This window comes from Arthrobacter sp. NQ4, assembly GCF_029077345.1.
Lineage (GTDB): Bacteria > Actinomycetota > Actinomycetes > Actinomycetales > Micrococcaceae > Arthrobacter.
On the sequence record NZ_JARETC010000003.1, the window covers coordinates 84,036 to 106,996 of the forward strand.

Below are 22,961 nucleotides of genomic sequence, written 5' to 3' on the forward strand. Positions count from 1 at the left end.
CTATGCCTCCGCTGCGGAGGTTGTTGCCGCACCGTCGCCAGGTCCGGCCCCGGCGCCAGGCCCGGTGCCGGGGGCGAAGACCAGGACCGGTTTGGCGTAGCTTCCCGCGTCGGCGAGAAGGGCCACCAGGGTGCCGTCGGGAGCGAAGGCCGCGGCAGGGTGCTCCACCGTGGCGGCGCCGGGCGTCCCGGCTGCAGCACCGGCCGCGATCCGCCGGCCGAAGGAGATCTCGGCGGTTTCTTCGGCGGTGAGTTCTCGGTTGGGCATCAGCGCCCTGGCGGCGAGGGACATGTCCAGGACATTGAGCTCATCGGCGAGCTGTTCGAGGGTCCGCGCCTGGTCCAGCGAGTAGGGCCCCACCTGGGTCCGGCGGAGCGAGGTGAGGTGGCCGCCGACGCCGAGGGCGTTGCCCAGGTCCCGGGCGAGGGCGCGGATGTACGTGCCGGAGGAGCATTCCACCGTCACGTCCAGGTCCACCACGTCCGCTGCCGCGTCCCTGCGGATGCCATGCACGTCGAACCGGTGGATGGTCACGGGGCGCGCGGCGAGCTTGACTTCCTCGCCGGACCGCACGCGGGCGTAGGCGCGTTCGCCGTTGACCTTGATCGCGCTGACGCTGCTGGGCACCTGCTGGATGTCGCCCGTCAGCTCCGCGACGCCGTCGTGAATCTGCTGGTCGGTGATGCCGGCCGCGCTCGTGGTGGCCGTGACGTCGCCCTCCGCGTCGTCGGTCACCGTGGACTGGCCCAGGCGGATGGTGGCGGTGTAGGTCTTCGAAGTGCCCACGATGTAGGTCAGCAGCCGGGTGGCTTTGTTGATGCCCAGCACCAGGACACCGGTGGCCATGGGATCGAGGGTTCCTGCATGCCCCACTTTCCGGGTCCCTGCGAGGCGCCGCATCCGGCCAACCACATCATGGCTGGTCCATCCCTGCGGCTTGTCCACTATCACCAGTCCAGAAAGCACGCCTCCCAGTATATGGGCGCAGATTGGGGCGCATGTGCAGGGTACCGGCCGGGAGCGGACGACGGCGGCAGCCCACCACGACGGCCACGTCACCGGGGCGGGCGGAGGCGGGGCAGGGGACGGCTAGGATGGCTGGCATGCCTGAGCTTGCCGCCCATGTCCGCGACGTGCCCGTCAACCAGATCCGCGAAATTACCGAGGCCGCCTGGCGCACTCCCGGCGCCGTGGTGCTCAGCATCGGGGAGCCGGGCTTCCCCCTCCCCCGCCACGTCCTGGACGCCGGCATCGCCTGCCTGGACCGCGATGAAACCAACTACACGCCCAACGCCGGGATCCCGGCCCTCCGGGAAGCGTTCGCCGCCAGGTTCCGGGAGGAACAGGGCGTGGACGTCGGCGCGGAGCGGGTATACGTGGTGTCCGGCGCCCAGCAGGGCCTGCACTTCGCCATGAGCCTGCTGCTCTCCCCCGGCGACGAGATCCTGATCCCGAACCCGGGCTACCCCACCTTCGCCATGACCAGCCGGCTGCTGAACGCCGTTCCCGTCGGCTATCCCCTGCACCCGGACCACGGCTTCCAGCCCCGGGTCGCGGACGTGGAAGCCCTCATCACCAGCCGCACCCGGGTCCTGGTACTCAACTCCCCGTCCAACCCGCTGGGCGCCGTGCTCAGTGAAGACCTGGTCCGTGAGCTGGTGGAGCTGGCCCGCAGGCATGACATCTGGGTCATCTCGGACGAGTGCTACGAGGCGTTCACCTACGATGTCCCGCATGTCAGCCCGGCAAGGTTCGACGGCGGTACGGCGGAGGATGCGCGGGTGTTCACCTCGTTGACGCTGTCCAAGACCTACGGCCTGACGGGCCTGCGGATCGGCGCGCTGATTTGCCCACCGGGGCTTGAACAGAAGATGGACAACGTCATGGAATCGATCGTCTCCTGCGTGGCGTCCGCCCCGCAGTACGCCGCGCTCGCAGCCCTCACCGGGCCGCGAGACTACGTGCGGCACGCGCACCAGCACTACCGGGACAACCGGGATGCGGCGTCCGCGGTCCTGGCGGCGAAGGGCATCCGCTACCTGCCGGCGCAGGGCGCGTTCTATCTGTGGGCGGACATGTCCCATGTAACCGGCGGCGATGTGCGGAGCTGGGTCCGGCGGTTCCTGGCCGACTCCGGGGTGGCGCTGGCTCCCGGAACTGCGTTTGGATCCATCGGCGAGGGGTGGGTCCGGATCGCGCTGTGCGGCCGGAAGCAGGATCTGTTGGAAGGACTGTCCCGGCTTCCTGCCGCCGGCCGGTAAAACCCGGGCCAGGCAGTATCAGCTGCGGGCGCCGGCCAACGCTTTGTCCAGCCAGGACCGCAGCGCCTCTGCCGGCGCGGCGCCTGCCTGGCGTGCCGCGACCTTGCCGTCCACGAGCACCATCAGCGTGGGGATGGCCTGCACGTCGAACCGCCGCGACAGGCCGGGCGACTTGTCCACATCCACCTTCACCAGCTTGATCTTCCCCGGCCGTTCACGGGCCAGCTTGTCCAGGACGGGGCTGACCATGCGGCAGGGTCCGCACCAGGCCGCCCAAAAATCCACCAGCACCGGAACTGGGGACTGCTCCGCCACGGCAGCGAAGTCACCATCGCCCGCGGACACGATCCACGGCAGGTCTGCCTTGCAGTTGCCGCAGCGGGGGTGGCCGGCAGCCTGCGCGGGCACGCGGTTGGTCTTCCCGCAGCTGGGGCAGCTGACGAGTGTGGGTTCCATGGCTAGTATTCCTTCCTGCTGTCAAAGGCGCGCCACGTCTGGAAGGGGAGGTCCGACGTCGGGATGTCACCCCTGGTCACCGGCATCAGCTCCGGCGCGGCGCCGTTGAAGTAGTCGTAGAAGAGCGCGTCATCAAAGCCTGCAGCCGCTGCCCCGTGCCGGTCGGCGGCGAAGTAGACGTGGCCGATCCTGGCCCACAGGGCCGATGCCAGGCACATGGGGCACGGCTCACAGCTTGCGTAGAGGACTGAGCCGGTGAGGTCGAAATTCACCGTCGCTGCCGCCGCGGCCCGGATGGCCACCACCTCGGCGTGGGCGGTGGGATCGTTGTCCCGGGTCACCCGGTTGACCCCGGCGTGGACGCGCCCGTCGGGGGTCACCACCACCGCTCCGAAGGGGCCGCCGCCCTCGCCGACGTTCCGCGTGGCCAGGTCCACGGCCTGCCCAAGGTATTGGCTCAACTCAGGGTCGATGGAAGGGCTGTTGCCTTGGTCCGCGGAGTTCATAGCACGATCCTAGCCACGGGCGCCCCGGAGGGGGATGGAAAGGGGGCCAAAAAGGGGAGATGCCCCCAACCACTACCAGCCGGTACGGGCCTACGCTTGCGCCCGGGGGATCCATTTTGCCTCCGCGGAGGCTCCACATCCAGCCCGCAAGGGCCCGCACCCCGGAGTACCCAATGAACAAAAGACTCGCACTCTTAGCCTGTACGGCGGCCTCGGCCGCTGCCATCGCGTCCGCAGGCCCTGCCGCCGCTTCCGCCAGGACACCGGATTACGATGTGGTTGCAGGAGGCTTCGTCTCGCCGCTGCATGTCACTGCCGGACCCGGAAAATCCGTCCTGGTGTCCCAGGATTTTGCCGGAAAGCTCACCCGGATTGACCGGGACGGGTCCACGGAGGACCTTTCCACGGACACTCCCCAGGGCTGGGAGGTGGCCGGGGCCGACACCCGCGGCAGCACGACGTACTTCCTTGAAAGCGTGGGCGCCGGCCAGGGCGACCCCGCAGGGCTGCACGGGTACCTGAAGTCCATTGACGCCCGGGGCGATGTTGAGACCATCGCCGACTTTGCCGATTACGAGCGGAGCCACAACCCCGACGGTGACCAGCACTACGGATTCGGCGACGACGTCAGCGCCCAGTGCCTCGCCGCGTGGCCGCAGTTCCCGCCCCCCAGCTACAAGGGCATCGTGGATTCCCATCCATATGCGCTGGCGGTGCGCGACAACACTGCCTATGTTGCGGATGCAGGCATGAACGCCGTGCTCAAGGTGAACCTGAAGAACGGTGACATCGACACTGTCGCCGTGCTGCCGCCGCGGCCTGCCGTGGTTCCGGCGGGCCTGCGGATTCCCACGGACATGATGGGAAACACGGTGGAGGTGCCCGCGTGCGTGGTGGGCCATGAGTATGCCTTTGAACCGGTACCCACGGATGTGGGGATCGGACCTGACGGGATGCTGTATGTGACGTCCCTGCCGGGCGGCCCGGAAGGACCTGAACTCGGGGCCCGCGGTGCCATTTTCAGGATCAATCCGTGGAACGGCGACACCGACCTCTGGGCAGAGGACATCCTTAGCCCCACGGGCCTGGCGGTAGCAGGCAACGGTGATGTCTATGTTGCATCCCTGTTCGGCGGCGAGATCCTGAAGTTCACCTGTGACGGGGACCGCTCCCAGTTCCTGGCGGTGAACATGCCGGCAGATGTCGACATCAGCGGCCATACGCTCTACGCCACCATCGACGCCCTGGGTGACCCGTCGCAGCCGCCCGCGGGCAAGGTCATCAAGGCCGACCTCCGCTAGCGGCAGCCTGCCCCGCCGGCAGGCCGCGGGGGGATTAAATGCATCAGGGCCCGGGATACGTTCCCGGGCCCTGGTGTGCGTCTTTACTTGTGGCCGTCCTCGTCGAGGTCCTCATCGTCGGTGAGGTCCAGGTCCTCTTCGTCGAAGTCGTCCTCGTCGATGTCCACGTCGGCGGACGCGGCCGACTTGTACGGGTCGGCGTCGCCTGCGTGCCGCGCATTGGCGGCAAGGGCGGCCACCTCGGCGTCGCGCCTCTTGGCCTCGCGGAGCAGTTCTTCGAGGTTGGACGCGACCACCGGAATCTGGTCAGCCACAAACTCAAGGGTGGGGGTCAGGCGTACGGTGATGTTCCGGCCCACCTCCTGCCGGAGCACGCCCTTGGCCTTCTCAAGCCCCTTGGCAGCGTCGGCCTGGACAGCCTGGTCGCCAAAGACGGTGTAATAAACAGTGGCATGCTGCAGATCATTGGTCACGCGGGCATCAGTAACAGTAATGCCCTCCAGCCGGGGATCCTTGACCTTCCGGCCCAGAGCCTCAGCAACAACAACCTTAATCCGCTGCGCCAACTTGGCAGCACGTGCCGGATCAGCCATGAACAACTCCTATAAGAAGAAAAAATTAGGGACGCACGACGGCGGCACGGGGGCCGCGATCGGACGTTTCAGTTATCTGCCACGCACCTGGGGCCGGCTGCCCCGCGCTGTGGCGAGTGCACGACGGACCTGCGTTGGATTTTTCCGGCGGCCAGGGAGTGGCATCGGGCCTGCCGGAGCTGGGTGGCCGACGTCGTAAGACGTAGGCCACCCAGCGAAGGGGCGGGGCCGCCGGAAAAATCCAACGGCCCCGCACCTGGCACTGCTGACTGCCCGAAGGCGGACCAGCTTAGACGCGCGGCTTCTCGCGCATCTCGAAGGTCTCGATGATGTCGCCTTCGGTGATGTCGTTGTACGACCCAAGACCGATACCACACTCGAAGTCCGTGCGGACCTCGGTGGCGTCGTCCTTGAAGCGCTTGAGCGTCTCGATGGTGAGGTTGTCGCCGATGATCTTGCCGTCGCGGCTGACGCGTGCCTTGGTGTTGCGGCGGATGATGCCCGAGCGGACGATCGAGCCGGCGATGTTTCCGAACTTGGAGGAGCGGAAGACTTCGCGGACCTCGGCGGTGCCGAGCTGGAATTCTTCGTATTCCGGCTTGAGCATGCCCTTGAGCGCTGCTTCGATGTCATCGATTGCTGCGTAGATGACGGAGTAGAAGCGCATGTCGACGCCTTCGCGGTCTGCCAGTTCGGCAACCCGCTCGGCGGGCTTGACGTTGAAGCCGATGATGACGGCGGAGTCGACCGTTGCCAGGTTGACGTCGTTCTGCGTGATGGCACCCACACCGCGGTGGATGACGCGCAGCTGCACGCCTTCGCCGACGTCGATCTTGAGCAGCGCGTCTTCGAGGGCTTCCACGGCACCGGACACGTCACCCTTGAGGATGAGGTTGAGGGTGTCGATCTTGCCTTCGGCGACGGCCTGGTCGAAGTCTTCCAGGCTGATGCGCTTGCGGCGCTTGGCCAGGGCGGCGTTGCGGTCGGCTGCTTCACGCTTCTCGGCGATCTGGCGGGCGGTGCGCTCGTCAGCGGTCACGAAGAAGGTGTCGCCGGCGCGCGGCACGTTGGACAGACCCAGCACCTGGACGGGGCGGGACGGGCCGGCCTCGGTCAGGGCGCTGCCGTCGTCGTCGAACATCGCACGGACGCGGCCGTGGGCCGTGCCTGCCACGATGGTGTCGCCGACGCGCAGGGTACCGGACTGGACCAGGACGGTGGCAACAGCACCGCGGCCCTTGTCCAGGTTGGCTTCGATCGCGATGCCGCGGGCGTCCTTGTTCGGGTTGGCGCGCATGTCCAGGGCAGCATCCGCGGTGAGCAGGACGGCCTCGAGCAGCTCGTCGATGTTGAGGTTCTGGCGGGCAGAGACCTCGACGAACATGGTGTCGCCACCGTATTCCTCGGGAACCAGGCCGTACTCGGTCAGCTGGCCGCGGACCTTGTCCGGGTTGGCGCCTTCCTTGTCGATCTTGTTCACGGCCACGACGATCGGCACATTGGCCGCCTGGGCGTGGTTGAGGGCCTCAACGGTCTGCGGCATGACGCCGTCATCGGCTGCGACCACCAGGATGGCGATGTCGGTGACCTTGGCACCACGGGCACGCATGGCGGTGAACGCCTCGTGGCCCGGGGTATCGATGAAGGTGATCTTGCGGTCGGTGCCTTCATGGTTGTGTGTGACCTGGTAGGCACCGATGTGCTGGGTGATGCCGCCGTGTTCGCCGGCCATGACGTCGGACTTGCGGATGGCATCGAGCAGTCGGGTCTTACCGTGGTCGACGTGGCCCATGACGGTGACTACTGGAGGACGTGCCTCAAGGTCTTCGTCGCCTTCGGCTTCGAGCTCAGCGTCGAAGTCGATGTCGAAGCCGGAGAGCAGCTCGCGCTCCTCGTCCTCCGGCGAGACAACCTGGAGCTTGTAGCCCAGTTCCTCGCCAAGCAGGGCGAAGGTCTCTTCGTCCAGCGACTGGGTGGCCGTGGCCATTTCACCGAGGTGGAACAGCACGGTGACCAGTGCGGCGGGGTTTGCCTCGATCTTGTCGGCGAAGTCCGTGATGGACGAGCCACGGCGAAGCCGGATGACGGTGTTGCCGTCGCCGCGGGGTACGCTCACGCCACCCAGCGACGGGGCACTCATCTGCTCAAGTTCCTGGCGCTTGGCGCGCTTGGACTTGCGCTGCTTGCCACGGCCTGCGCCGCCCTTGCCGAAGGCACCCTGGGTACCGCCGCGGCCGCGGCCGCCCTTGCCGAAACCGCCGCCGGCGGGAGCACCGCCGCCGCCACCGGGACCACCGGTGCCGGGAGCGCCACCGGGGCGTCCGGGACCGCGGCCGCCACCGGGACGGCCTGCACCTGCGGGTGCGGGACGCTCAGTGCGGTTGGGCATCATGCCGGGCGTGGGACGGGGACCACCGGGACGCGGTGCACCCGGACGGGGTCCGCCTGCACCTGCGGCGGGGCGGGGCCCACCGGCACCGGCTGCGGGACGCGGCCCACCGGGACGCGGTCCGCCTGCACCTGCTGCGGGGCGCGGGCCACCGGGACGGTCGCCGTCGGTGCGGCTGCCGCCGGGACGGGGCATGCCCTGCGAGGTGGCAAACGGGTTGTTGCCGGGGCGCGGGGCGCGCTCACCGTCTCCGCCGCGGCCCCGGGGCATGCCCTGGGAAGTGGCGAAGGGGTTGTTGCCCGGACGGGGTCCGCCGGGACGGGGGCCGGAGGCACCCGGTGTGGATCCACCCGGACGGGCGGAAGGAGCCGGGGTCTCGGCCTTGGGGGCCGGGCGTGCACCGGGCTTGGCACCCGTGGAAGGAGCACCCGCAGACGGTGCTGCGGGGGCGGCAGGCGCGGCGGGAGCCGGCGCTGCCGGTGCAGCTTCCTTGGCAGCGGGCTCGGCGGGGGCGGCCGGAGCCGGGGCCTCAGCCTTGGGGGCCGGAGCCTTGGGCGCAGCCGGGCCGGGAGCCGGGGCTGAAGGACGGTTGCCTGCTGCGGGAGCGGGCGCCTTGGGGGCAGCGGCGGGCGCTGCGGCCGGAGCCGCCGACTTTGCGGCAGCGTCGGGGAAGGCGTTGCGCAGTTTACGCACAACGGGGGCCTCGATAGTTGACGAGGCGGAGCGAACGAATTCGCCCAGTTCCTGCAGTTTTGTCACTGCATCTTTGGAAGTTATACCGAGCTCTTTGGCGAGCTCATGTACGCGGACCTTGGCCACATTTCTCCTGTCTCGGTCCGCACCGAGCCAGGCACGAACCGTCTACTTCTTACTGCGGACCCCAGCCGCTGTTGATGCGAAGGGGCCCATTGCAGAGCGCAACAAAGTTGTCATCGTTACGCACTCATCGCTGGGAACTCATCGGGTTTCCATCAGATTTCTGACCCGCTTTCAGGTTGGACGGTTGGTGTTGCAGCCACCGGGGCGGCGTCAACGTTCGGGCCTGACGTGATCCGGTGTTCGACGGCGGCGGTCCCGGTTGCGCCCTGAAGGGCACGCCCGAATGCTCGCCGCTTGATCGCCAGAGCCAGGCACGATGCGCTGGGGTGCAGCCATGCACCCCGGCCAGCCATCCGGCGTCGTTCATCCACCAGGACAGCGGTTGACCCGCTGCCTTCGGCGACGAGCCGGAGCAACTGCGACCGCGGACCCTTCTTCCGGCATCCGATGCAGGTACGTTGGGGCTGATTCCCGGCGGAAAGCATTTCTGCCACGGTCATCGTCCTGACGTTCTTTCTGCTGGCCGCAGGTTTTACCGTTTCCGTAGTCACGGAAACGAGCACGCCCAAGGCACACGGCTACCGGCCGTTAGGCGCGGTCTTATCTATTCTAGCCCCTCCGGGCCGTTCTGCCCGAAACCGGGTGGCTGTTGCGGCGCAGCAGCCACCCTGCCCGGACCTCACTTATCGCGGTTGCCCGCGGCGTCGGAGACGATGTCGATGCGCCACCCGGTCAGCTTGGCCGCCAGGCGGGCGTTCTGGCCTTCCTTGCCGATGGCCAGGGACAGCTGGTAGTCCGGGACCACCACCCGGGCGGAGCGCGTTGCCTCGTCCGTGATGGTGACCGAATTCACGCGCGACGGCGACAGGGCACTGGCAATGAACGTGGCCGGGTTCTCGCTGAAATCGACGATGTCGATCTTTTCGTCGTTCAGCTCGGTCATGACGGCGCGGACGCGGGAGCCCATTTCACCGATGCAGGCACCCTTGGCGTTGATTCCCGGGGTGTTCGCCTTGACGGCGATCTTGGTGCGGTGCCCGGCTTCGCGGGCCAGCGCCACGATTTCCACGGAGTGGTCGGCGATCTCCGGCACTTCGAGTTCGAAGAGCTTCCGGACCAGGCCCGGGTGTGACCGGGACAGCGTGACGGACGGGCCCTTGGTGCCGCGGTGCACATCGATGACCAGGGCGCGCAGCCGGTTGCCGTGGATGTACTTTTCACCGGGAACCTGCTCGGGCGGCGGCAGGAGAGCCTCGATTGACCCCAGGTTGACCTGGATCATGTGCGGGTTGTTGCCCTGCTGGATGGTGCCGGACACCAGTTCGCCTTCGCGGCCCTTGAATTCGCCCAGGACGTTGTCGTCCTCAACGTCGCGGAGCCGCTGCAGGATGATCTGCCGTGCGGTGCTGGCAGCGATGCGGCCGAACCCCTCCGGGGTGTGCTCGAATTCGCCGATGGGCGCGCCGTCGTCGTCAATCTCGACAGCCCAGATGGTGACGTGGCCGCTCTTGCGGTCCAGTTCGGCGCGGGCTTTTTCGAAGGCGCCGGGTGACTTGTGGTAGGCCACCAGGAGCGCCTGCTCGATGGTGGGGATCAGGAGGTCCAGCGGGATTTCACGCTCACGCTCCAAAAGTCTCAGTGCGCTCATGTCAATATCCATCAGGCCTCCTCGGAAGGTCCATTGTGTTCAGGTTCCAGACCGTCCTCCGGGAGGTGGCTGAATTCGATCTCGACTTTTCCGTTGCGGATCCTGTCGAAAGGAAGTTTTACCGGGTCACCCTGCCGGGGCTTCATGCCCTTCTTGACGGGCACCTCGGGGATAACCGTCACTCCCCCGCCGTCCACGGCGTGGATGCGGCCGGTGACGTTTTCGCCCTGGATGACGTTGACCTTGACCATCCGGCCGCGGGCGCGGTGCCAGTGCCGGGGTTCGGTCAGGGGACGCCCGACGCCGGGTGAGGACACCTCGAGGTCGTAGGGCCGCCCGTCGTCGTTGGGGTCGTTGTCCAGCACGTCAGAGAGCACCCGGGAGATGTCCGCGATGACGTCAAGGCTGACTCCGCCAGTCTCCTCTTGCGGCAGGTCCACCACAACGTGGACCACCCGGTGGGAGCCGGGGATGATGGCAACATCCTCGAGGTACAGGCGGTTGGCCTGGACCGCGGGTTCCAGGAGGGCCCGGAGCCTGGCAGCTTCGGGATTGTGGGCCGGCGCGGATCCGCTTCCCGTACCGGTATGGTCTGGTGAAGCCGTGGCTTCTGCATTGCTCACGATGCCGGCCGCCCTCCCTATAGATGATGTGGTGTTTACTAGCGTAGCTATTTTACCGGTCCAGTGGTGCACCCGGGTGCCCCCTCAGCGTGACACCATGGTCTGTTGTGAAAGACCGCCGCCAGGACACCGACCCCCGCATGCGCCCGATCCGATTTGCCGTCTTTGCACTTGCTGCCCTGGTTGTCCTGAGCCTCGGTTTCGCCCTGATTCCCGCGGAAAAACCTGCCCCCGCCGAGCCTCCGTTTTCTGAGCGCGCCCGGGCGGCAGCATTCAGTGCGGCCCTCGATCTGCGGGCCGCCGGAATGCAGCTCGCTTCCGTGGGCGCCGCGGATTCCACCGCTGTGGACCCTGTTGTGACCTTGCTGACCATTCAGGCCAGGGCGTTGATGCCCCCAAGCGCCGCCTCCGTGACCGGTGCCCCGACCGGGCCTGCGGGCGGCCCGCCCCAGGCATCGCCGCAGGCAGGTGCGTCACCAGCGTCCGTCGCCGGTCCACGAAACACCGCGGAGCTGGTCCAGGCCCTGGCCACCAGCGGGACCATCCGGCTCAGGGACGCTGAAACGGCCGACGGCGGCATGGCACGGCTTCTCGCGGGCGCCGGCACCGCGCAGCTCATCGCGGCCGGGCGTCTTGCCGCTGCCGCCGGGGTCCCCGCACCGCAGGGAACCCCAGGACCCGACGCCGAGGCGCCCGGGACAGCAGCAGCCGCTTCCCCGTGCCCCTCGCCTTCAGTCCAGGCCATGTTGTCCCCGGCCCCTTCAGGCACGCCGGCCTCAGCCCCGCCCGCCTCAGCCCCGTCCGTCTCAGCCCCGTCCGCCAAGGACAGCGCGGCGCCAGGCACTGCCCCCGGCACGCGCCAGGCCCTGGCCGCGGCCGTTTCCGCCGAGCAGCGGGCCGTTTACGGCTACCAGGTGGCGCTCCCCCGCCTCGCTCCCGCCGAGGCCGGTCCGGCGTCGGAATTCCTGGGCGTGCACAAGGATCTGGCTGCGGCCGCGGCGGAACGGCTCCGGGCGGCCTGCGGCGGCCCCGTGCCGCAACAGCCCGGGTACGTCCTCGATCCGGGCTTCCTGGCTGCCCCGGCCGCCGGGCTGGGCAAACTTGAGGCGGCAACGCTGGCCTCGTATGGCGACGTTGTGGCCGTCTCGCAGGGCCAGGACCGGACATGGGCCCTGGCAGCCCTTCGCTCCGCCGCAGGCCGTGCCCTGCGCTGGGGAGCAGACCCCGGGCCTGTGCCGGGCCTGCTCCTGGACACCGGGCAACTGCCTGCCCTTCCCGCCGGGACCGGCCTGGCGCCGTCGCCCGCCGCATCCTGACCCCCGCTGAACGGACCGCCGTCCCGCCCTGGATCCGGTCCCGAAGGAAGGCCTTGTGGAGGGTGGCATTGGGCGGGCGGGGGTGGTTTGCTGAAGGCATGAACGCGGACGAACCGGCCGATGCCCCGGGGACCAATGCAGCCGGCCCGGACCTGAACCGCCACCTGGAGACTGAGCCGCACGGCGACGATACAGCGCACCGGCTGAACTGGCTGCGCGCCGGTGTCCTGGGCGCCAACGACGGCATCGTCTCCGTTGCCGCCATCGTCGTGGGCGTGGCCGGGGCCACCGCCGAGCTGGGCCCCATCCTCACGGCGGGCGTAGCCGGGGTGGTGGGCGGTGCGGTGTCCATGGCGCTGGGCGAATATGTTTCCGTCAGCAGCCAAAGCGACAGCCAGCGGGCGCTGATCGAGAAGGAGCGCCGCGAGCTGGCGGAGGACCCGGAAGCGGAACTGGCTGAGCTGACCGCCATCTACCAGGCCAAGGGCCTCACCCCGGAGACGGCGGCCAAGGTCGCCAGCGAGCTTACGGCCCATGATGTCCTGGCAGCGCACCTGTCCGCCGAGCTCAACATCGACGAAGCGGACATTGTCAGCCCCTGGCACGCGGCTTTCGCCTCGGCCATTGCCTTCACCATTGGCGCCATCCTGCCCATGCTGGCCATCCTGCTGCCGCCGCCGGGGATCCGGGTCCCGCTGACGTTCATATCGGTGCTGGTGGCCCTGGCGTTGACAGGTGCACTCGGTGCCTGGATTGGCGGCGGCTCGAAAACCAGGGCAGCTGTCCGCGTGGTGGTGGGCGGCGCCCTGGCCCTCGCGGCAACGTTCGTCATCGGCAACCTGCTCGGCGCCTCCGGTGTTGTCTGATCCCGTGGTGCCCGGCCCCTTGTCATCTGGCGCCGTGCCGGCTGCCGTTCCCGTTCCCCCTGACCTCGCTTCCCGCTACGCCCGCAGCAGTGCGGGACGGGCCTGGCTGGGCAGTCTTCCGCGCCTGCTGGCCGAGCGTCTGGAACAGTGGCATCTGGAGGTTGACCTGGTGCCGGGCTGCTTCCCCTGGAGCGGCCACGGCGGCCTGGTCGTGCCGGTACGGCAGGATGACGGCTCGCCGGCAGCCCTCAAAATCGCTTTTCCCCACGATGAGGCCAAGGTGGAGCGGCATGCGCTGGCGCTCTGGGGCGGCCGCGGTGCCGTCCTCCTGCTGGCCTCGGACAGCGGATCCTGTGCCATGCTCCTGGAACGGCTCGACGCCGGCCGGTCATTGGCGGACCTGCCGCTGGATGAGGCAGCGCAGGTGTGGGGCGGATTGGTGCGTCAGCTGGGACTTGTCCCGGACCACCGCCCGGAATGGCAGGAGTTCACCCACATAGCTGCCCGGGCCGAACAATGGAGCGATGACCTGCCCGCGGACTGGGAACAACTGGGACGGCCGTTTCCCCGGTGGCTGTTGGAAGCGGCGCTGGAGGTGTGCCAGACACGCGGCGCGGTGGGACGCCGGTCCGGCCGGGATCTCCTGGTCCACACGGACCTGCATTTCCTGAACATCCTGGCCCGGCCTGGAACAGCGGAGGCAGCCGCGGCCGGCTATGCGGCGATCGACCCCCAGCCCATGATCGGTGAGCCTGAGTTCGCGGTTGCGCCGCTGCTCTGGAACCGCCTGGGAGACCTGCCCGCGGCCCGGCCCGCTCCAGCGCTCCTCGGCCGCTGCCACGATTTCAGCACCGCCGCCGGGCTGGACCCGGACGCGGCCAGGGAATGGGGCATCGCCAGAGAGGTGGAAAACGCGCTGTGGTACGCCGGGAAGGGCCATAGGGGTGACCTGGCGCGGTCGCTTTGGGTAGCCAGCACCCTCGCCGGAAACACGCTGGAGGGCCTGCCGCATCCCCATTCGCTGCCGGAACCTGGACAGGGCGGATAGGCCCAGCCAAGGCAACCATGGCCGCTGGACCGGGTGGGAAACGAGGCGCGGGGCTGGACAGCAGGGCGCCGACGGAACAGTCAGGGGTTCCGGACGGCGGCGAGGGCGTTCCGGACGGCTCCCACGGCCGTGGCTACGTCTTCCCCGGCCGTCTGCCAGTTGCTCACCGAAACCCGGAGGATGTCGCGGTCGCGCCACCGGGAACCGGACATCCAGACCTTTCCCTCCTCGATGATGCGGGCGGTGACCTTGCGGGTGGTCTCGTCGTCTCCGAAGGCAAGGGACACCTGGGTGTAGCCGACGTCGTTGACCACCTCGACGCCGTCGAGCCCTGCCACTCCCTCCGCGATGGCCGTTGCTGCCGCGGCCAGGCCGCCCACGTGCGCGGCCACCCCGTCGCGGCCGAGGCTTTTCAGGGCCGCCCAGACCGGCACTCCCCGTGCGCGACGGGACAGCTCGGGGACTTTTTCGAAAGGGTCGCCCGGGCCTTCGGCGTCATGCACCAGGTAGCTGGCATGCAGGCCCATCGCAGCCCGCAGCGCCGACGGGTCCCGGACGATGGCGATGCCGCAGTCGTATGGCACGTTCAGGGTCTTGTGGGCGTCGGTGCCCCACGAATCCGCCTCTTCAAACCCCCGGGTGAGGTGCCGCAGTTCCGGCACAGCGGCGGCCCACAGGCCAAAGGCGCCATCGACGTGGACCCACGCGCCGTGTTTGCGTGCGACGGCGATGGCCTCGGCAAAGGGGTCAAAGGCGCCCGAGTGCACGTTGCCCGCCTGGAGGCATACCAGGGCGGGGCCGGACCCGGCGGCGAGGGCGGCGTCCAGCGCGGCGGGAAGCAGGCGGCCCTGCGCGTCGGCGTCGACCTGGATTGGCTTCCCCAGGCCAAGGTAGCGGAGGCCAAGGTCGACAGTGTCGTGCCGTTCCCGGCCCACGAAGCAGCGGATCCGCGGCGCCCCGGACAGGCCGTCCCGGTCCAGGTCCCATCCGGCGTCGGCCAGGAGCCGCCAGCGGGCGGCGGCCATCCCAGTGAAGTTGGCCATGGTGGCCCCGGTGACGAAGCCGACGTCGGACCCGCCGGGCAGCCCCAGCAGGTCCAGCAGCCACTTTCCGGCGCCGTCCTCTATGGCGGCTGTGGCGGGGGTGGCGTAGCGCATGGCCGCGTTCTGGTCCCAGGCGCTCACCAGCCAGTCTGAGGCCAGTGCAGCGGGCAGGGTACCGCCGATGACCCAGCCGAAGAACCGGCCCGAGGGCATGGCCATCAGCCCGGGCTCGGCCTGCGTGGCAAGGAAATCGATCACCTCAGCAGCGGGCATGCCTGCTGCGGGCAGTGGGCCGCCAAACACGCCGGCAAGGTCAGAGGCATGCACGCGGGGGCCTACAGGGCGGTCCCGGAGGCTGGCCAGCCAGGCCTGCGAGTGCCCTGCTGCGGCTGCCAACGCCGCGGCATACCCGTCGTCGCCGTGTGCCATACCTGCATGCTACGCCGGGCACGCCCGGGTCACGAGAACCAGTTTCCGGGCCGGGGTCAGGCGAAGTTCTCCTGCCAGACGTCGTAGCCGAGCTTGATGATCAAGGCCCCGACAACCACCAGGAAGACCACCCGGACAAACTTGCTGCCCTGCTGCACGGCGGTCCGGGCGCCCAGGTAGCCTCCGGCCATGTTCGCTGCCCCGAGCAGCAGGCCGATGCCCCACAGGATGGAGCCGTGCGGGAGGAAGAACAGCAGCGCCCCGGCGTTCGTGGCCATGTTCACGATCTTGGCCTTGGCGCTCGCTTCCAGGAACGCATACCCCATGGCGGACACCAGGGCAATGACCAGGAAGGACCCCGTCCCGGGGCCGATGAGTCCGTCATAGAACCCGATCACCGCACCGATGAGGCAGGCCACCACATAGTGCCGGTGGCCTTCGTGCCGCAGTGCCGTCAGCTCGCCGACGCTGGGTTTGAGGGCGGTGAAAAGCGCGACGGCGACCAGCGCCACCACGATGATGGGCTTGAAGACCCCGGCCGGCAGGGTGGCCGCCAGGCTCGCCCCGCCGAAGCTGCCCGCGAGGGCTATGACGGCCATGGGGACGGCCGTCCGAAGGTCCGGCCCCACCCTCCGGTAGTACGTGGCGGCGCTGGTGGCGGTCCCGAAGATGGAGCCCATCTTGTTGGTGGCCAGCGCCTGGACCGGCGCGATGCCGGGAACCAGCAGCAGTGCGGGAAGCTGGATAAGGCCCCCGCCGCCCACCACCGCGTCAACCCAGCCGGCTGCGAATCCAGCCACCACGATCAGGATGATGGTGGTGAGCTGGATCGATTCGAAGCCGGAGATCACTGGTTGCGGACGGCGTTGACCACGTAGTCGACGGCCTTGTCCACCTCGATGTTCTCGGCTTCACCGCTGCGGCGGTCCTTGATTTCCACCACACCGTCCACCAGCCCGCGGCCCACGGCGAGGATGGTGGGCACGCCCACCAGTTCCGCGTCGCCGAACTTCACGCCGGGCGAGACCTTGGGACGGTCGTCGTAGATGACCGACAGGCCTGCCGCTTCAAGGTCTGCCGAGAGTTTCTCCGCTGCCTGGAAGATCTCCTCGCCGCGGCCCACGGCCACCACATGCACGTCGGCAGGTGCCACGGTGCGGGGCCAGACCAGGCCGCGGTCATCGTGGTTGGCTTCGGCCAGGGCTGCCACGGCCCGGGTTACGCCGACGCCGTAGGAACCCATGGTGACCACTACCTGCTTGCCGTTCTGGTCCAGCACCTTGAGGTCCAGGGCTTCGGCGTACTTGCGGCCCAGCTGGAAGATGTGGCCCATTTCGATGCCGCGGGCGGTTTCCAGGGGGCCGGAGCCGTCCGGCGAAGGATCGCCGGCACGGACTTCGGTGCACTCGATCACGCCGTCCCAGGTAAAGTCGCGGCCCGCGACCAAACCGAAGACGTGCTTGCCGGCCTCGTTGGCGCCGGTGATCCAGGCGGTGCCGCTGACCACGCGCGGGTCCACCAGGTAGAGGAGCTTTGTGGCGCTCTCGGCGCCGAGGAGGGCCTGGTCCGGGGAAAGGCCCGGGCCCAGGTAGCCCTTGACGATCAGCGGCTGCTTCTTCAGGTCCTCCTCGCCGGCCTGCTCGAGTCCGATCTCGCCTGCGATGGGCAGGAAGGCGCCGATGTTGGCTTCGACGCGCTTGAGGTCCACTGCGCGGTCGCCGGGAACGCCGATGACCACCAGCTGACGCTCACCGGTGGGCAGGGTGACGGCGAGGACCACGTTCTTGAGCGTGTCGGCGGCAGTCCAGGCGCCGCCGTCGGCCTCTGCCCGCGGGGCAATCTGGTTGGACGCGGCAACCAGGGTCTCGATGGTGGGCGTGTCCGGGGTGTCCAGGACTTCCGCTGCCGGAGCATTGGTGAAGTCGATCGGGTCGGGGACCACCGTGGTGACAGCCTCCACGTTGGCCGCGTAGCCGCCTGCGGAGCGGACGAAGGTGTCCTCGCCAATCTCGGTGGGGAACAGGAATTCCTCGCTCCTGGATCCGCCCATGGCGCCGGCAGTGGCCGCTACCGGCACAACCTCGAGTCCGAGGCGCTCGAAGATCTTCAGGTAGGCGGCGCGGTGCGCTGCGTAGCTGGCATCCAGGCCGGCGTCGTCGACGTCGAAGGAGTAGGAATCCTTCATGATGAACTCACGGCCGCGGAGGAGCCCTGCCCGGGGACGTGCCTCGTCGCGGTACTTGTTCTGGATTTGGTACAGGCTCAGCGGCAGGTCCTTGTAGGACGAGTACAGGTCCTTGACCAGGAGCGTGAACATTTCCTCGTGCGTGGGGGCCAGCAGGTAGTCGGCGCCCTTGCGGTCCTGCAGCCGGAACAGGCCCTCGCCGTATTCGGTCCAGCGGTTGGTGGCCTCATACGGTTCCCGGGGCAGCAGGGCCGGGAAGTGGACTTCCTGGGCGCCGATGGCCGTCATTTCCTCGCGGATGATTTCCTCGACCTTGCGCAGGACGCTCAGCCCCAGCGGCAGCCAGGTGTAGATGCCGGGGGCGGCGCGGCGGATGTAGCCGGCGCGGACCAGGAGTTTGTGGCTGGCAACCTCGGCGTCGACGGGGTCTTCGCGCAGCGTGCGCAGGAAAAGCTGGGACAGTCGTAGGACCACGGGTGGTATCCGTTTCTGGGGAAGTGCTGGGTCAGCAGGGCCGGACAAATTCGTCTGGGTACTAATCTACCGGCACTCAACCGGCGGGACTTACTGGCGGTGGCGGGAGCACCAGGGACCACCCCCGGACACAGTAGAGCCACGCCCGGGAATACAAAGCCCCTGGCCCCCCAATAGGGCTGGTCATCGCATCCGGGCGTGGCTCAACGCCGTTATCGCCTGAGTACTGGTGAGGACTGGTGAGACCGCCCACCCCACTTCCAGCGCAGCTAGATCGAACTTATGTGATCGTGCACACGTTTGACAAGTGTTTTTATTTTGGGAATCCGTTTGCCCCGTGTTTGCCGCCGGTTGTTACTTCACCAGGGCAGCCGCGGAGTCAAGGAGCGCACCTGCCCGACGGACGGCGTCGGCCTCGCTTGCGCCGCCGGACGCAACCGAGGTGAGCACCACGCCCTGGCGGACCAGTTGCGCCGTGATGGTGGACTGGGTACGGCCGTCCGGCAGGGCACTGTCCGTGCGGTAGGCGACCGCACCGGGCTGTGTGCCGGCGTCCACCGGCGTGATGGTGACAGAGACGTCCATACCCGAGGCAGTCATGGTCATTGAAGAGCATTTCGCCAGCTGTTCCGACGGGTCGGCAACCTTGCTGAGGAAGCTCTGGTCCAGGCCGGCAACCAAAGAAAGGGCAGTGACAGCGCCTGTGGACGCATCATTGCTCATTCCCACGGCCATGGCTGCTCCGTCCACCGAAGGCACGGTGCTTGCGGCAGCGAGCGCCTTGCACTCCTCCGGCTTGACGTCGATGGAGGCAAGCATCGCCTTCGTCTGCTCCAGCGTGGTGTTGATATCGGCACTGGGCAGGACGGTCAGCCTCCGGTCGGCCGCGTCCCGCACCTGGCCCACTATGGCAGCCAGCTCTTCGGCCGTGTATGCCTTCGCCGTCGGGGTTGGCGTAGGAGTTGCCGTGGCGGTGGGGCCGGCGGCTGTGGTGCCGGACCCCGCGGACGGTGCGGGTGAGGACTCTGCGGCCTGCGGCCCGGGTCCCCCACACGCAGAAACTGCTACGGCCAAAAGGACTGAAGCCCCGAAAGTTCCCAGCACCGATGTCTTCACTTTTCCCCCAATATTCTGCTTGGAACCGGCGACCGCCGGCTAGAAGAGAACTGTAGCGAAGGTGCCCACCTGGCGGAAGCCGACGCGTTCGTACGTGGATCTTGCCCTGGTGTTGAAGCCGTTGACATAAAGGCTGGTCACGGGTGCTATCTGCTGGGCCTTTTCCACGACTGCCGACATGTAGCCGGCACTCAACCCCTGGCCGCGGAAGACCGGATTCATCCAGACCCCCTGGACCTGGGTGACATCGTCCGTGACCGCCCCCAGCTCGGCTTTAAAGACCACCTCCCCCGCGTCATTGAGGTGGACCATGGAATGACCCTGCCGGATGAGGCCCTCGACGCGGCGGCTGTAGAACTCCCTGCCGCCAAGGTAGGGCGAGTAGCCCACCTCCTCCTCGAACATGGCGGCGCAGGCCGGGAGGATGCGGTCGAAGTCGGCCAGGTTCCCCAGGGCCAGGCCGGGATCGGGCTGCACCAGGGGCGGTCCCTCAATGACCATCAGTGGCTGGTCCGCCCGGACCTCGTGGGCACGGTGGCCGAGCTCCGCCAGTTCGGCATGGAGCGCCAGCACCGCATCCGCCGGACCGAAGGCGGACGCATACCGGCGCCCGGAGCTGTTGGCGGCCTCGGCCACCAGGGGGGCCAGGGCGGGATCGAGCTGGACCGGAACCAGGTTGGCTCCGGCCCAGCACGCACCGGCAAGGATGCCGTCGTCGAAAACGCCGATGACCCCGGCGCCGCCGCTGGTGGGTGCCGCCGTTCCCGTGGCACGAAGGTGCGCCAGGATGAATACGTTGGTTACCGGGTCCTGCCCGGCGAGCGATGTCAGCGCGGGGGTGTCCTGGCCGTCGAGGGTACGGACAGAAAGACCCGCGGGGTCCGCCGCGTCCTTACGAGACGCTAACCACGGGGCTACCCTTGACAGCATCTTCGCCATCGGCCTCCCCCATCTCTTCCGCGATACGCATAGCCTCTTCGATCAGTGTCTCAACAATTGCGCTCTCGGGAACAGTCTTGATGACCTCGCCCTTCACGAAGATCTGGCCCTTGCCGTTGCCGGAGGCAACACCAAGATCAGCTTCGCGGGCCTCACCGGGGCCGTTGACGACGCAACCCATGACTGCCACGCGCAGCGGGATCTCCATCCCTTCCAGCCCGGCGGTGACCTGTTCTGCCAGAGTGTACACGTCAACCTGGGCACGGCCGCAGGAAGGGCAGGACACAATTTCAAGCTTGCGCGGGCGCAGGTTCAGCGACTGGAGGATCTGGTTGCCCACCTTGATCTCTTCCACCGGCGGCGCGGAGAGGGACACCCGGATGGTGTCGCCGATGCCGCGCGAGAGAAGCGCCCCGAAGGCCGTGGCGGACTTGATGGTGCCCTGGAAGGCGGGGCCGGCTTCGGTGACGCCCAGGTGCAGGGGCCAGTCGCCTTTTTCCGCGAGCATCTCGTAGGCGGCCACCATGATCACGGGGTCGTTGTGCTTTACGGAGATCTTGAAGTCGTGGAAGCCGTGTTCCTCGAAGAGCGAGGCTTCCCAGACCGCTGACTCAACCAGCGCTTCGGGGGTGGCCTTGCCGTACTTCTTGAGGATGCCCGGCTCCAGGGAGCCCGCGTTGACCCCGATGCGGATGGAGGTGCCGTGGTCCTTGGCGGCGGCGGCGATCTCCTTGACCTGGTCATCGAACTTGCGGATGTTTCCGGGGTTCACGCGCACTGCCGCACAGCCGGCCTCGATGGCTGCGAAGACGTACTTGGGCTGGAAGTGGATGTCCGCGATGACCGGGATCTGCGATTTCCGGGCAATGATGGGCAGCGCCTCGGCATCGTCGGCGGACGGGCAGGCCACACGGACAATGTCACAGCCGGACGCCGTGAGCTCGGCGATTTGCTGCAGGGTGGCGTTGATATCCGTGGTGGGCGTCGTGGTCATGGACTGCACGCTGATGGGAAAATCAGATCCGACGCCTACCGAGCCGACCTTGATTTGGCGCGTCTTGCGGCGGGGGGCAAGGACGGGCGGTGGTGCTGACGGCATTCCCAGGCTGACCGAGGTCACGTGGACTCCTTGAGTTGAAAGGGTAAAAAGGCGGCTACGCGGCAATCCCGGCCAGCATGCCGGTTACCGGAGACCATTCGGTGATGCGAGTTCCGGCGATCACACCGGCTTCGGCGAAAGGGTCCTGCTTGAGGATCGAGTTGAGGGCGCCTTCATCTGACGCCTTGAAGATCAGCAGGGCACCCGCGCCGTCGCCGTAGGGGCCGCTGGCCACGATGACGCTGTCCTGTGCCAGGCCGCCTGTCCATTCCCGGTGCGCGGGGCGGACCTCATTGCGGGTTTCGGTGGAGTTGGCGGCATAAACGTACTCAACGGCAAAAACTGTCATACCGCTACCCTATCGCCATGGCCGCCCTGGTACCGTCCCAATCCCCAATGCCGGAGGATGTGCCGGGGCGGAGCGGACGACGCCCAGTGGGCTGCAGTCAGTGCAGGAAGAGGACTTTGACCGCGGCAGCGGTGCCGGCGGCCCAGAGCATGGAAGTGAGGGTCCCGATGATGAAACGCTCAGCCGCCACCGGCGTCTCCTTCAGCTCGGCAAACCTGCCCAGGCCCTTGACCGCAACGATGTAGGCGATGGCCACGGGCTGGCCGGTAAGGATGGCAAGGCACACCCCCAGCCGCTCCAGCACGCCGATGATGGCCCCGCCGCGCAGGATGCGCTGGCTGGGTGCGGCGGGTCCGGCTGCGGGACCGTCCGACGCCAGCCGTCCGGGAGGGGCGGTCAGCTCACTGTCCACTGCCTGGTTGCCTGCACCGCCGGCAGCGTCACGAGCCGGGTCTGCGTCAGGAGCCGGGTCTGCGCCCGCCGCCGGTACGGTGCCTCCGCGCGACCCCGGGGATGCATGGGAAGGGTCATCGACGGTGACGTCAGCCGACGGGTCCTCTTCCGCCGCCCGGGCTTCCTCCGCGGCCTTGGCGGCATCTGCCTTGTCGTCGATGGTCCGGGCGAGCTTGAACACCAGCGCAGTGACCGGCCAGCCGGCAAAGCCCGCCACCACCAAGGCCACTGCCACCCACAGTGCGGTCACGTGTCTCCTTCAATCCGGTCCGCCGGCTTTCGCTGCCCAGGCCCCTGCCGCTGCGCAGGCGCCTGCTGCTGTTGCTGCGCAGGGACATCCTTTTCGGCCCGGCCAACCCGGGAGTCGGCAAAACCAAGGAGCATGGACGCGGCCGGCCTGGCTGCCCATTCTTCCTGCCACCCGGAGCGAAGCACGGTACGGCTCACCGACTGCTCCGAAATTCCGAGTTCAAGCGCCACGTGCTTCTGGCTTCCGTGCCGGCCCTGGCCCTGGCCCCGCGCGCCCAGGCGGCGCAGGGCGTCCACCACCCGCCACTGCGCCTCCGTGCGGTCCTGGACAAGCCGGCCCAGCAACCGGAGCACCGCCTCCGCATTGGCACAAGCCTGCACCCCCTCCGCTGCAGCGACACCCTTGGCCGCTTCCCCTGCCATGATGCCGGGCACCACCGACAACGGCACCTGGGAACCGGCGCCCTTGGCAAGCTCAACAGCCTTCCGCGCGGCAACAAAGGCCGTTCCGGTTCCTTCCCGGGGACTGGCGTGGGGCGGCAGGACCACGGTCCCAACGCCAATGCCTATGTACCAGTGGCCGCCGCGGAGCGCGTGCAGGGCTATCTCCACCACGGCGGAGGCGTCCCGGACCACTCCCTGGACTTCATCCCCTACGGAGCGCTCGAAGACCGGCTGTTCCTGGTTGGGCAGCTCAAGGCCGGCAAGCTGGTCCAGCAGGGCCGGTACACGGTCCTGGTCACCGGTACTTCCGCGCTGGTCGATGGTCATGACGAACATCTCTCAACCATAGGCGGTT

Annotated in this window: 22 protein-coding genes; 5 read left to right on the plus strand and 17 right to left on the minus strand. The window is 68.1% G+C overall.

What is annotated here, in order from left to right; all coding sequences use genetic code 11:
* A complete protein-coding gene (gene truB, locus PUN51_RS06850) occupies positions 1–966 on the minus strand; it encodes a tRNA pseudouridine(55) synthase TruB (RefSeq protein WP_275180326.1) in 966 nt (321 codons plus the stop codon).
* Between the two features lie 137 nt (positions 967–1,103).
* Between truB and PUN51_RS06855 the strand changes: the two genes are divergently transcribed.
* The gene (locus PUN51_RS06855) at positions 1,104–2,261 is read left to right on the plus strand and encodes a pyridoxal phosphate-dependent aminotransferase (RefSeq protein WP_275180327.1); all 1,158 of its coding nucleotides are present in this window, start codon (positions 1,104–1,106) and stop codon (positions 2,259–2,261) included.
* Positions 2,262–2,279: 18 nt separating this feature from the next.
* Here the strand turns inward: PUN51_RS06855 and trxA are convergent, their stop codons facing one another.
* Both trxA and PUN51_RS06865 read right to left on the minus strand, forming a co-directional pair.
* Positions 2,280–2,717, minus strand: a complete 438-nt coding sequence (trxA, locus tag PUN51_RS06860) for a thioredoxin (RefSeq protein WP_159632355.1) — start codon at positions 2,715–2,717, stop codon at positions 2,280–2,282.
* A 2-nt stretch (positions 2,718–2,719) separates the two neighbouring features.
* Positions 2,720–3,223, minus strand: coding sequence for a nucleoside deaminase (locus PUN51_RS06865; RefSeq protein ID WP_275180328.1), 504 nt, complete (start codon positions 3,221–3,223; stop codon positions 2,720–2,722).
* A 173-nt stretch (positions 3,224–3,396) separates the two neighbouring features.
* Here PUN51_RS06865 and PUN51_RS06870 point away from each other — a divergent pair, with 173 nt between their 5' ends.
* Positions 3,397–4,524 carry a ScyD/ScyE family protein gene (locus PUN51_RS06870; protein ID WP_275180329.1) on the plus strand — a complete coding sequence of 376 codons (1,128 nt, stop codon included), beginning with the start codon at positions 3,397–3,399 and terminating at the stop codon, positions 4,522–4,524.
* An 83-nt stretch (positions 4,525–4,607) separates the two neighbouring features.
* Here the strand turns inward: PUN51_RS06870 and rbfA are convergent, their stop codons facing one another.
* The 5 genes from rbfA to rimP form a co-directional block, all read right to left on the minus strand.
* Positions 4,608–5,117 (minus strand): 30S ribosome-binding factor RbfA, encoded by a 510-nt coding sequence (rbfA, locus tag PUN51_RS06875; RefSeq protein ID WP_275180330.1) that lies wholly within the window; start codon positions 5,115–5,117, stop codon positions 4,608–4,610.
* A gap of 289 nt (positions 5,118–5,406) precedes the next feature.
* Complete coding sequence (infB, locus tag PUN51_RS06880; protein ID WP_224025587.1) at positions 5,407–8,325, minus strand: translation initiation factor IF-2; 2,919 nt, start codon at positions 8,323–8,325, stop codon at positions 5,407–5,409.
* Positions 8,326–8,477: 152 nt separating this feature from the next.
* On the minus strand, positions 8,478–8,825 hold the full coding sequence (locus PUN51_RS06885) for a YlxR family protein (protein WP_275180503.1): 348 nt from the start codon (positions 8,823–8,825) through the stop codon (positions 8,478–8,480).
* A gap of 179 nt (positions 8,826–9,004) precedes the next feature.
* Positions 9,005–9,985 (minus strand): transcription termination factor NusA, encoded by a 981-nt coding sequence (nusA, locus tag PUN51_RS06890; RefSeq protein ID WP_159632360.1) that lies wholly within the window; start codon positions 9,983–9,985, stop codon positions 9,005–9,007.
* Positions 9,985–10,596: a ribosome maturation factor RimP gene (gene rimP / locus PUN51_RS06895; RefSeq protein ID WP_224025586.1), complete on the minus strand. Its 612-nt coding sequence runs from the start codon at positions 10,594–10,596 to the stop codon at positions 9,985–9,987. Before rimP ends, nusA begins: the two co-directional genes overlap by 1 nt.
* A gap of 140 nt (positions 10,597–10,736) precedes the next feature.
* Here rimP and PUN51_RS06900 point away from each other — a divergent pair, with 140 nt between their 5' ends.
* From PUN51_RS06900 to PUN51_RS06910, 3 genes are all read left to right on the plus strand, one after another.
* On the plus strand, positions 10,737–11,912 hold the full coding sequence (locus PUN51_RS06900; RefSeq protein WP_275180331.1) for a DUF4439 domain-containing protein: 1,176 nt from the start codon (positions 10,737–10,739) through the stop codon (positions 11,910–11,912).
* A 98-nt stretch (positions 11,913–12,010) separates the two neighbouring features.
* Positions 12,011–12,778, plus strand: coding sequence for a VIT1/CCC1 transporter family protein (locus PUN51_RS06905; RefSeq protein WP_159632363.1), 768 nt, complete (start codon positions 12,011–12,013; stop codon positions 12,776–12,778).
* Between the two features lie 34 nt (positions 12,779–12,812).
* Positions 12,813–13,826 carry an aminoglycoside phosphotransferase family protein gene (locus tag PUN51_RS06910; protein ID WP_224025584.1) on the plus strand — a complete coding sequence of 338 codons (1,014 nt, stop codon included), beginning with the start codon at positions 12,813–12,815 and terminating at the stop codon, positions 13,824–13,826.
* 80 nt (positions 13,827–13,906) lie between these two features.
* Here the strand turns inward: PUN51_RS06910 and PUN51_RS06915 are convergent, their stop codons facing one another.
* The 9 genes from PUN51_RS06915 to PUN51_RS06955 all read right to left on the minus strand — a co-directional run bounded on the left by PUN51_RS06915 (position 13,907) and on the right by PUN51_RS06955 (position 22,942).
* Positions 13,907–15,298 carry a pyridoxal phosphate-dependent decarboxylase family protein gene (locus PUN51_RS06915; RefSeq protein ID WP_275180332.1) on the minus strand — a complete coding sequence of 464 codons (1,392 nt, stop codon included), beginning with the start codon at positions 15,296–15,298 and terminating at the stop codon, positions 13,907–13,909.
* Positions 15,299–15,354: 56 nt separating this feature from the next.
* Positions 15,355–16,149: a sulfite exporter TauE/SafE family protein gene (locus tag PUN51_RS06920; RefSeq protein WP_224025582.1), complete on the minus strand. Its 795-nt coding sequence runs from the start codon at positions 16,147–16,149 to the stop codon at positions 15,355–15,357.
* Positions 16,146–17,957 carry a proline--tRNA ligase gene (locus PUN51_RS06925; RefSeq protein ID WP_275180333.1) on the minus strand — a complete coding sequence of 604 codons (1,812 nt, stop codon included), beginning with the start codon at positions 17,955–17,957 and terminating at the stop codon, positions 16,146–16,148. Before PUN51_RS06925 ends, PUN51_RS06920 begins: the two co-directional genes overlap by 4 nt.
* A 354-nt stretch (positions 17,958–18,311) precedes the next feature.
* Positions 18,312–19,073 (minus strand): hypothetical protein, encoded by a 762-nt coding sequence (locus tag PUN51_RS06930; RefSeq protein WP_275180334.1) that lies wholly within the window; start codon positions 19,071–19,073, stop codon positions 18,312–18,314.
* Positions 19,074–19,112: 39 nt separating this feature from the next.
* The gene (locus PUN51_RS06935) at positions 19,113–20,003 is read right to left on the minus strand and encodes a GNAT family N-acetyltransferase (RefSeq protein ID WP_159635612.1); all 891 of its coding nucleotides are present in this window, start codon (positions 20,001–20,003) and stop codon (positions 19,113–19,115) included.
* On the minus strand, positions 19,966–21,132 hold the full coding sequence (gene ispG, locus PUN51_RS06940) for a flavodoxin-dependent (E)-4-hydroxy-3-methylbut-2-enyl-diphosphate synthase (RefSeq protein ID WP_018771945.1): 1,167 nt from the start codon (positions 21,130–21,132) through the stop codon (positions 19,966–19,968). The genes PUN51_RS06935 and ispG overlap by 38 nt, the downstream gene beginning before the upstream one ends.
* Before the next feature lie 34 nt (positions 21,133–21,166).
* Complete coding sequence (locus PUN51_RS06945) at positions 21,167–21,460, minus strand: YciI family protein (RefSeq protein WP_224025578.1); 294 nt, start codon at positions 21,458–21,460, stop codon at positions 21,167–21,169.
* Positions 21,461–21,557: 97 nt separating this feature from the next.
* Positions 21,558–22,163, minus strand: a complete 606-nt coding sequence (locus PUN51_RS06950) for a hypothetical protein (protein WP_275180335.1) — start codon at positions 22,161–22,163, stop codon at positions 21,558–21,560.
* Entirely contained in the window at positions 22,160–22,942 is a 783-nt protein-coding gene (locus PUN51_RS06955) for a MarR family transcriptional regulator (protein WP_275180336.1), read from the minus strand. Before PUN51_RS06955 ends, PUN51_RS06950 begins: the two co-directional genes overlap by 4 nt.
* Positions 22,943–22,961: the final 19 nt, after the last annotated feature.